Source organism: Paenibacillus sp. Aloe-11, assembly GCF_000245715.1.
In the GTDB taxonomy this organism is placed as follows: Bacteria; Bacillota; Bacilli; order Paenibacillales; family Paenibacillaceae; genus Paenibacillus; species Paenibacillus kribbensis.
The window spans coordinates 166,489-174,946 of sequence record NZ_JH601059.1; the positions used below are offsets into that span (position 1 = coordinate 166,489).

9 protein-coding genes are annotated in these 8,458 nt (G+C 48.0%); 2 read left to right on the forward strand and 7 right to left on the reverse strand.

Features of this window, described 5'->3' with window-relative positions:
- On the forward strand, window positions 1-508 hold a 508-nt coding region (locus WG8_RS28785), incomplete at its 5' end, for an N-acetylglucosamine-6-phosphate deacetylase (RefSeq protein ID WP_007431834.1).
- Window positions 509-598: 90 nt separating this feature from the next.
- Here the strand turns inward: WG8_RS28785 and WG8_RS18930 are convergent.
- Window positions 599-1,570: a YhcN/YlaJ family sporulation lipoprotein gene (locus tag WG8_RS18930; RefSeq protein ID WP_007431835.1), complete on the reverse strand. Its 972-nt coding sequence runs from the start codon at window positions 1,568-1,570 to the stop codon at window positions 599-601.
- Window positions 1,571-1,765: 195 nt separating this feature from the next.
- On the opposite strand from WG8_RS18930, the gene WG8_RS18935 reads away from it, so the two are divergent.
- Window positions 1,766-3,355, forward strand: coding sequence for an esterase/lipase family protein (locus WG8_RS18935; RefSeq protein ID WP_007431836.1), 1,590 nt, complete (start codon window positions 1,766-1,768; stop codon window positions 3,353-3,355).
- A 183-nt stretch (window positions 3,356-3,538) separates the two neighbouring features.
- On the opposite strand, the gene WG8_RS18940 is transcribed toward WG8_RS18935, so the two are convergent.
- From WG8_RS18940 to WG8_RS18960, 6 genes are all read right to left on the reverse strand, one after another.
- Entirely contained in the window at window positions 3,539-3,748 is a 210-nt protein-coding gene (locus tag WG8_RS18940) for a helix-turn-helix domain-containing protein (RefSeq protein WP_007431837.1), read from the reverse strand.
- Window positions 3,685-4,047, reverse strand: a complete 363-nt coding sequence (locus WG8_RS28790) for a hypothetical protein (protein WP_083837599.1) — start codon at window positions 4,045-4,047, stop codon at window positions 3,685-3,687. The genes WG8_RS18940 and WG8_RS28790 overlap by 64 nt, the downstream gene beginning before the upstream one ends.
- Before the next feature lie 285 nt (window positions 4,048-4,332).
- Window positions 4,333-5,268 carry a DUF4340 domain-containing protein gene (locus WG8_RS18945; RefSeq protein WP_007431838.1) on the reverse strand — a complete coding sequence of 312 codons (936 nt, stop codon included), beginning with the start codon at window positions 5,266-5,268 and terminating at the stop codon, window positions 4,333-4,335.
- Window positions 5,265-6,656 (reverse strand): GldG family protein, encoded by a 1,392-nt coding sequence (locus WG8_RS18950; protein ID WP_007431839.1) that lies wholly within the window; start codon window positions 6,654-6,656, stop codon window positions 5,265-5,267. The genes WG8_RS18945 and WG8_RS18950 overlap by 4 nt, the downstream gene beginning before the upstream one ends.
- Before the next feature lie 5 nt (window positions 6,657-6,661).
- Window positions 6,662-7,384, reverse strand: a complete 723-nt coding sequence (locus tag WG8_RS18955; RefSeq protein ID WP_007431840.1) for an ABC transporter permease — start codon at window positions 7,382-7,384, stop codon at window positions 6,662-6,664.
- Window positions 7,381-8,458: ABC transporter ATP-binding protein (locus WG8_RS18960; protein ID WP_007431841.1), on the reverse strand; the 1,078-nt coding region annotated here is incomplete at its 5' end. The genes WG8_RS18960 and WG8_RS18955, both read right to left, overlap by 4 nt.

Below are 8,458 nucleotides of genomic sequence, written 5' to 3' on the forward strand. Positions count from 1 at the left end.
TGCCGTGCATGCATTCAATGCCATGACTCCGCTGCATCACCGCAAGCCGGGAGCCGCTGGAGCGGTACTTGCTGATCCGCGCATTGAAGCAGAGGTCATCGCGGACGGCATTCACGTGCATCCTGCCGCCATTTCTCTACTCGCCAAGTTAAAGCAGAATCATAATCTCATTTTGATTACTGATGCCATGTCTGCCACCGGGTTGGATGATGGACACTACACGCTCGGTGATCTGCCAGTAATCGTACAGGATGGTGTGGCACGACTGGAGGATGGAGTCACCTTGGCGGGAAGCACACTGACCATGATTGAAGGCTTTCGTTTTCTGGTTCAACAGGTGGGCTTGAGTATCCCCGAAGCATCACAAATGGCCAGCCTGAATCCGGCTCAATCCCTGAATATTCACGATCGGACAGGATCGCTAGAAGCAGGCAAGCAAGCAGACATCCTGTTGCTGGATGCCGATCTAAATCTGCAGGGCGTATGGATTAAAGGAATGCGCCAATAATTTATATCATTCCACCAAACCAAAAAGCTATCCGTCGGCGCATTCGCCGAAATGGATAGCTTTTTTTTGGCATTATACATATGTTGTAAATTAGCGATAATTCATAGGTGCAGGCGTATAATTTTGTGGACGTGTTGGTGATGTAATTGGACGGTTCGTACCAGCCGCAGGGGTTGGAAAAACGCGTTGAATGATATCCACCAATTGGGTACTCATTCCTTTGATCGGATGACCACTTTGTACACTGCGTGCAAAGTCGGTGCTATGCTTGATAAAATCAGGGTTGGCTGATACATACACCTGTTGAATCGACGGCGCAAATTGCTTAACCTTGTGGGAAATTTTACTTTTGACCGCTTCGGTCAGCGTGCTAGGCTCATACGCAGTTCGTGCACCCTGAACTGTAGTGCCATCTGTGCGGGTACCGTCCGTCAAGCCACGAATCATACCATAAGAACCTGTACCCATTGTGCCGTATAATCCGTCACCACGACGCGCAGGTGTTCCGTATCCGGTAACCCCATCTGTCACTCCGGGCGTAGTGGTACCCGTTGTATAGCCCCCGCGCGTACCATTAACGCCACTCACACTCGGTGCATTTCTGTAATGCTGAGTACTGGTGGCGCTTGGAGTACCTACACCAGTTGCGTTGGCATGGTCCTTCAAGGAGACCGCTACATAAGCATTGCGATCACCAACCAGTACGGTCGCAGATTTTACATCCGGCAACTCGGCTATACGCTTGGACAAATTGCGATCGACTTGCAAATTACGAACTGGATGTCCGGGAACATTGGTGTTCGGGTTCAATGGCACCCCGTCCACACCGTTGGACCTAACCCCATAACGGTTCACACCATCAATGCGGTTTACACCATCCACACCATAACGATTTACACCATCAATACGGTTTACACCATCCAAAGGACGTGTGCTTTGCACGTTATAGCGGGTAGCGTTCGTACGGACGTTTTTTGCAGTCCCACACCCTGTCAAAGTAGCCATGCTGGCAAGTAAAGCAGCAGAAATCGTCAAACTGATGATCTTCTTAGTTCCTGGCATGAACTCATCCTCCATACATATAAAATGTGTGACGAGAATAGCATGCGCCATGAATCCTAGGGATATCCTGACTAAAAAATGACTGAAAAAATAAAATTTTAATGTAAATATGAAATAGAATTGATGGTTTACCACAAGATGGCAGGTATAATAGGTTGGGAAAAATACTTTATTTTACAAAAGGAGGATTCAAGCTTGAGAAAGATCACCGTTTTAATGCTTATTTTTTTAGTATCTGTCACTCTTGTCCCCGTTGGCGCTTTTGCAGGCTCCACTACACCTGAACCCCCGAAAGAAGCCCCCGGAAGCTGGGCAGAAGGCCCGCCACCTAATCGCGTTGATCCTGCTAAGCCCGCACTATTGTTTGTACATGGATTGAACAGTAGCGCTGAAGTCTGGACCAAGAATAACAACGATATGCTTCAGCGCGCACGTGACGCCGGATACCAGACGGCCACCATTAATCTTTACGATGCCAACGGCACCTCACAGGATATGTGGAACAATGGCAAGCTTCTGGCCGACAAAATCAAGATCATTAGTAATCACTTTGGAAAAAAGCTCATCGTCATCGCCCACAGCAAAGGTGGAGTAGATACTCAAACCGCTCTGGTATATAACGGAGCCGCCCCCTATGTACAACGTGTCATCACCCTCAGCAGTCCTCATCATGGCTCACAACTTGCAGATCTTGCCTACAGCAGCTGGGCCGGATGGTTGGCAGATATCATCGGCTCCCAGAATCCCGGCACCTCTACTTTACAAACATCTTATATGAAGTATTTCCGATCGAAGACCGATGCACTCAGCAACGCGACTACAATTCCGTTCTTCACGTTTGCTGGTGATAACTGGTCCGACGGCACCGCATCCTACATACTGGGCGGACTTTACCTCTCAACCTTTGGCAAAAATGATGGAGTAGTCACCGTCGACAATGCCAAGCTTCCCGGCGGACGTGTAGTCAAAATCGGGCCCTGGAATCATGCCAAGGTTCGTACCGGCTCCTACGTCTTCTCCCTGATCCAACCCTACCTCCAAGCGAACACTCCATCATTGAATCAGGAAGCTGAAGCACTTTCAGCAGCATCTTCCCTGACTGCTTCTGCTTTACAATCCTCCTACAGTGAGATCGACAATTCATACTTTATCCGCGGCGGAGACTATAATGGTCAAGCCTCCGAAATCCTCACCGTTGAAAATGGTGTCAAATCCATTGATCTGGACTGGATCAGCGATAAACGTGTAAGTCAGCTTGAGCTGATCAAGCCTGACGGTACCCGCGAGATCATTAATCTGAAAACAGGTTATGATGACGGAATTTTTGCTGGTGCCTGGCATCATAACGCCGTCATTCAAAATCCAAAACCGGGTACCTATAAACTGAACGCCACGCTTGCTGACCAAGGAGCGTATCTCCTCATCGCTCGCTATCATGCCGTTCAGGTGCCTGAACTAAAATATAAGCTCAATGCAGTCGGTCCGAAGCTGAATCTGGAACCACAAGATTCTAAAGACAGCACAAACAGCGTTACACAAGTCACCTGCCAGGTTCAATACTACGGTGACCCGCAGCAAGGAACCCCTTTAGCTCCCAAGGGTTTGACGTTACAGCAAAAAACCGTAAAACCTACCGGACAAATCGAGCTTTCCAAAGCGGACAAGCCCGGCCTTTATTCCGTAACCTATGAAATTAACGGCACGACGGAAGCCGGCTATCCTTACCGCCGCACGGCAGTTCAATCCATCTATATTGATGCTGACGGAAATAAGTATGTACATTAATTTATTCTGAAATATTAAAAGCCTGAGAACGCTCTTTATCATATGGGGCTGCGCCTGTTCATGACAGAAAGCAGTCCCATATGAGCGTATTCAGGTTTTTTAACATGTGTCTAATCGTCAGATTTTGCAAGCTTATCATATCCATTTCCACCTTTTTTCTATCTGTCATTATTGCCTCTGTCATTACTGCCGTAATTCTTCGATAAAATCAGTCATAATACTTTGAACGGCATCCTCACGGGACATACGGATATACCGGCTGGTTTTCTGAATGTCTTCCTCGAACAATTGAAGTATCCTGAACATGGCCTCCTGATCCCCACTTCGTGTTAATTTGAGCAGTTGGATGAACTCAGCATCCGAGACAGTTCCTTGAGCATTTTCTTTTTCCATTTATTCACCGCCTGTTGGGATAGCTTTAACTCTCCTGCAATCTGTGCTTCGGTTTTGTCTAGTATGTAAAGGTCAAAGATGATGGTTTTGCCGATCTCAGACGGCAGAGAGTTGATGAGCTGCAGAGTATACATTTTAGAGTTTACAGAGTCTGTAAAAGAGGGAGTACCGACGGCTTCGTTCTTTTCCATTACAAATTCATGATTGGTTTGTACACGCGCACGATATTGAATCCTCCAAGCAATGCGATACAACTTCTTCCGGTATTGTTCAACCAATGTTAGCTGACATTCACTTATGATAAATCACCCTTTCTGTTTGGATTTAGCCCTTTGAAATCCTCATATTATAGGGTAATTTGAGAACACATTTCACAACCAAAACAGGAACATTTGTTCTTATTTATTATACTATTTTTTCAAGCGGTTGTATAGGGTTCTTTTATTTACCTTCATTATATACGGCAGCCCTTCTTCCAAAAGCAGTAAACCTGATGAATAACAAGCACAAAGAAGCTCCAGCCGACGATGATTCGCCCGTTGGAGCCTCTTTGTTCACGTATATAAATAAGAAATCATCAATTATTATTTTTTCTCAGCCTGGTCGTGTCCATTTTGTTCGATACGGTTCACGTCAGATACTGACAGACCATAAGCCCAGTTGCTCTGTGGAGGGACGACCCATACAGTATCCGGATCATCGGCAAGCGTCCAGCCCTGATAGACCAGTTGGGAATCATCCTGATCCAGCGATACGCTCAGCGTAAAGCGGTGAACAGGCTTGCTCAGCTCGGAGGCTTTGCGCAGGGACTGATTGCTGGCCAGATTTTTGATTTGCTGCGACAAGGAGGTCGCCATATCACTCGCTATTGACTTTCCGTTCAGCGTCCAGGAAGTAGAAGCACTGTCTCCGGCTTGGCTGTTACCGGAGGACCTAAGCATCCATGAGGCCTTCTGGCCCTCCCACTCTATTCCGCTTAGCTTGGCATCATCCCAGTCGAACGGTGTTGTATCTGTAAAATCAGCAGTACCCAGCAGCAATCCCGAAAGTGTATCGATAGGTACGGAAGCTACCTCTTTTTTATCTGATAAAACATAAGCAGCATCTCCCGAAGGTAGCGTTTCACCGAAGGCAAAGGTATGCACATCGCCCTTCCTGGTCTTGATCTCTATCCGGTCATCGGTAGCGCTGATTCCGTATTTGGCTACGTCCTTGGGGGAAGATTCCACCGTTTCACCCAGCTTCACATCCAGAATCGCAGCCAACCAATTGTCTATGGTATATCCGTTTAACGGGTAAGGCTGTGGCTTGCTCATGCTCCATTTGCCATCACGTTGTGCAAGCTCCACCGTTGTGCCGTCCTTCCCTGTGATAGCAAAAGACGCAATGTCTTCCTTAGTAAGCTGAACCAGCTGGCGAGCCGCCGGTGCTTGTTCACGAAAAAAGTTTTGGCTCTTGGCATAGATTATACCCGCTCCCAATACAACTAACAGCAGCACTGTGGGTATCCATTTTCTCATGCTATTCTTCGCCTCCACCATAATAAGATTCCGATGACCGCGAACAGCAACGGCAATCCGATGACGGATATGGTCAATATCGTTTTCGCTTGCACGGGAGTCAAATAGGCTACCTTGTAATTCTGCTCCTGACGAGGCCGAATGGTAAGTCCATCCGAGTGTTCCTGCACATAATTCAGACTGTTCAGCACAAAATCCCGATTTCCTCCCGTGCTGATCTCGGTGTCGCTTAGAAGCGCAGACGTTCCGAGAATCACCGCTTTGGGCTTGCCGTCTTTCCCAGCTACCGCGTAACCCAGATCAAGCGGCCCCTGCGGGTCCTTGGCATCCTTCTGCGTTTCGTTGTTCAGCAGCCCCTGAATATTCGTTTCACCATAGCTGGCGGCAGAAGATTTTAGCAAAGACGTAGTCTGCCAATTCTTTTGCTCTCCCGCCTGTAAAGCAATTGACAGCGAAAGAACCGGATACAGATTGGAGGCTGCCAGCTTATCGGTGATCGCATGACTGCCGAAGGTAGGAACCGTCCAGAGAGGTCCAAGCGTATTCGTCTGCTCCTGATCCACCACAATCGCATGCGTATCCTTCACTCCATAATCTGTCGCCAGGGCATCAAGGTTTTTCCAGTCGGATCCCATATTCGGATGAAAGCCCAACGCCATAAAAAGCTTTCCACCGCCGTTCAAATACGTACGGATACTCTTCAGCTCTGTTGTGCTAATATCCCTTTGTGGCCCGACAATAGCCAACACAGATGCATCTTTAGGCACACTGCCAGCCCGATTGAGCTGTACTTCTTCTGTTTTTACATTATCCTGTGCCAATGATCCGCTGAGTTCGGTCATTTGAGATAAGGGAATTTCCTCATGTCCGGTCAGAAAAACCACTTTTCCCTGACGAGTAGAGGACAGCCCCAAAAGTCCACTGGTCAGCTTTTCTTCACCCGTAAACTGGTAAGCTCCTTCACCACTCCCCTGTGCTTGCGTAAATAGACTCCCAATATCTATTACCCGTTTCTTTTCACCCTGCACCAACACAATAGATGCTGCGTTAACACCATATTGCTTGGCCAGCACCGGTTCCTGATTCAGATCGTATTGCTCGACCTTGAGCTTGCTATTACGCTTCGCGTATTCACCCAGCATATCTGTAACATCCCGGTTCAGCTTTTGATTTTGTGAAGTGGATACGGTAAAGGCAATCATTCGTACCTCTTCCTTCACTCCCTGAATAGCCGTTAACGTCTGGTCAGACAGCGTATACTGCTTGCCTGCCGTCAAATCCAGCTGAAAGCCTCCCAGCGAACGCAGAAATAACGTCAGCAAAATAAAAATACCTGCAGCTGCAACCGACAGCACCACACTATTTGTATGACCCAGCCATTTTTTCATCCTGATCACCTCCACCGTTTTCGTTCGACGACCTGGATACTGAACAGCAAAAAGAGTGCCGCTATCGTTACGTAGTACAACACATCGGCTCCGTTCAGCAATCCTTTGGTGAAACTGTCAAACCGTGCGGTTAATGAAAAAGGCTCCAGCCATTGCTGTACCGTCGCAGCTGCGCCCGTTTGTCCACCAAACGAATCCAGCATCCAAAACACAAGTAAAATAATAAAGCTGACGACCGCCGACATCATCTGATGCTGTGAAAGCGTCGAAGCGAACAAGCCGACCGCCATCATGGCTGCGCCCAGCATAAACAGACCGATCACAGATGTAAACACCAGCGTCCAGTCCAGCGACCCATAAAAGGACATCACGACCGGATACGCCAGACTGCACAGCACCAAAATGAACAGCATACCCAGCGACGCCAAAAATTTACCTATAATTATTTCCGTCACACTTACAGGTGAGGTGAGCAGCAGTTCATCTGTCCCCTGCCTGAATTCCTCCGCAACCAGCCGCATCGTGAGCAGCGGAACGACAAACACCAGCATGGACAGCGTATCACCAAGCACTAACCGATAGTCCAGAATACTCGGCTGATACATAACAAAGTTCGTATAAAAAAGCAACCCCGTCAGCAGCATGTACACTGCCAGCGCAAAATACGTCGTGGGTGTCCACAAATAGGCCTGCAGTTCTTTTTGACAGACCGCGAACAAACGCCTCATGACTGATTACCTCCTGTATCCTTGTCTCCTCCGACCTTGTCACCGCTGGACGCGGACTCTTCATGTTCTACCTTAACGCCTGTGGATGCTGCATTCTCCGTAGAAGATAAGTCATGAACCACTTGATCGCCGACCTGACCTGTCTCTGTCTCGCGAGTCGTCAACTGCTGGAAAATATTTTCCAAACTAAGCATCTCTTTTTTCATCTCCAAAATCGGAAGCTTCGCCTCAGACAGCACATAAAACAGCTCTTCGCGGAAATCCTCATTGGAAGTGCCTGTTAGCAGCACCTCAGTCAAATCCTGCTCTCTTGCAGTCTGCTTCGTATCGTCTTGAGGCAAGACTGATGCTAAAGGCTCGATCTCTACTTTTCCCCAAGCCTGCAAGACACTCAGCACTTGCTCACGATTTCCTTTGACTTCTACCCTTACCTTAAATCCATCTTCCATCGAACCGCCGAGTGCATCTGGTCGCCCATCCAGCACCAATTCACCCTCATGGATGATGAGAACCCGATTACATAAAGCATCCACCTCAGGCAAAATATGCGTGCTAAGCAGTACCGTATGATTTTCACCAATCTCCTGAATAAGCTGACGAATCTCCAAAATCTGATTAGGGTCCAAGCCTGAGGTCGGTTCATCCAGCACGAGCAAATCCGGGTTATGGATAATCGCCCCCGCCAGTCCCAACCGTTGTTTATACCCTTTGGACAAACTGCGAACCAGTTGTTTTTCACGCCCATTCAGCCCCAAACGGGAAATCATTTCTGAAATACGCAGCTTCTGCTCTCGCGCAGGTACGTCCCGAATACTGGCTACAAATTTTAAATAGGATTGAACCGACATATCTCCATACAAAGGTGGCGTCTCCGGCAAATAACCGATTTTGGAACGAGCCTGTCTGCCCTTATCCTGAATCGGGATGCCATCAATCGTAATCACTCCCTCGCTGGGTTGGAGATACCCCGTAATCATGCGCATCGTCGTCGTTTTTCCCGCACCATTGGGCCCCAAAAAACCAACAATTTCACCGCGCTGCATTTCAAAATCCAGCTTATGTACGCCCCGGTTG

Bases quoted from the DNA above. Each gene is read 5' to 3' on its own strand.
- WG8_RS18955 (WP_007431840.1), bottom strand. From the start codon at position 7,384: ATGAGGCGTTTGTTCGCGGTCTGTCAAAAAGAACTGCAGGCCTATTTG.
- WG8_RS18930 (WP_007431835.1), bottom strand. From the start codon at position 1,570: ATGCCAGGAACTAAGAAGATCATCAGTTTGACGATTTCTGCTGCTTTA.
- WG8_RS18945 (WP_007431838.1), bottom strand. From the start codon at position 5,268: ATGAGAAAATGGATACCCACAGTGCTGCTGTTAGTTGTATTGGGAGCG.
- WG8_RS18950 (WP_007431839.1), bottom strand. From the start codon at position 6,656: ATGAAAAAATGGCTGGGTCATACAAATAGTGTGGTGCTGTCGGTTGCA.
- WG8_RS18940 (WP_007431837.1), bottom strand. From the start codon at position 3,748: ATGGAAAAAGAAAATGCTCAAGGAACTGTCTCGGATGCTGAGTTCATC.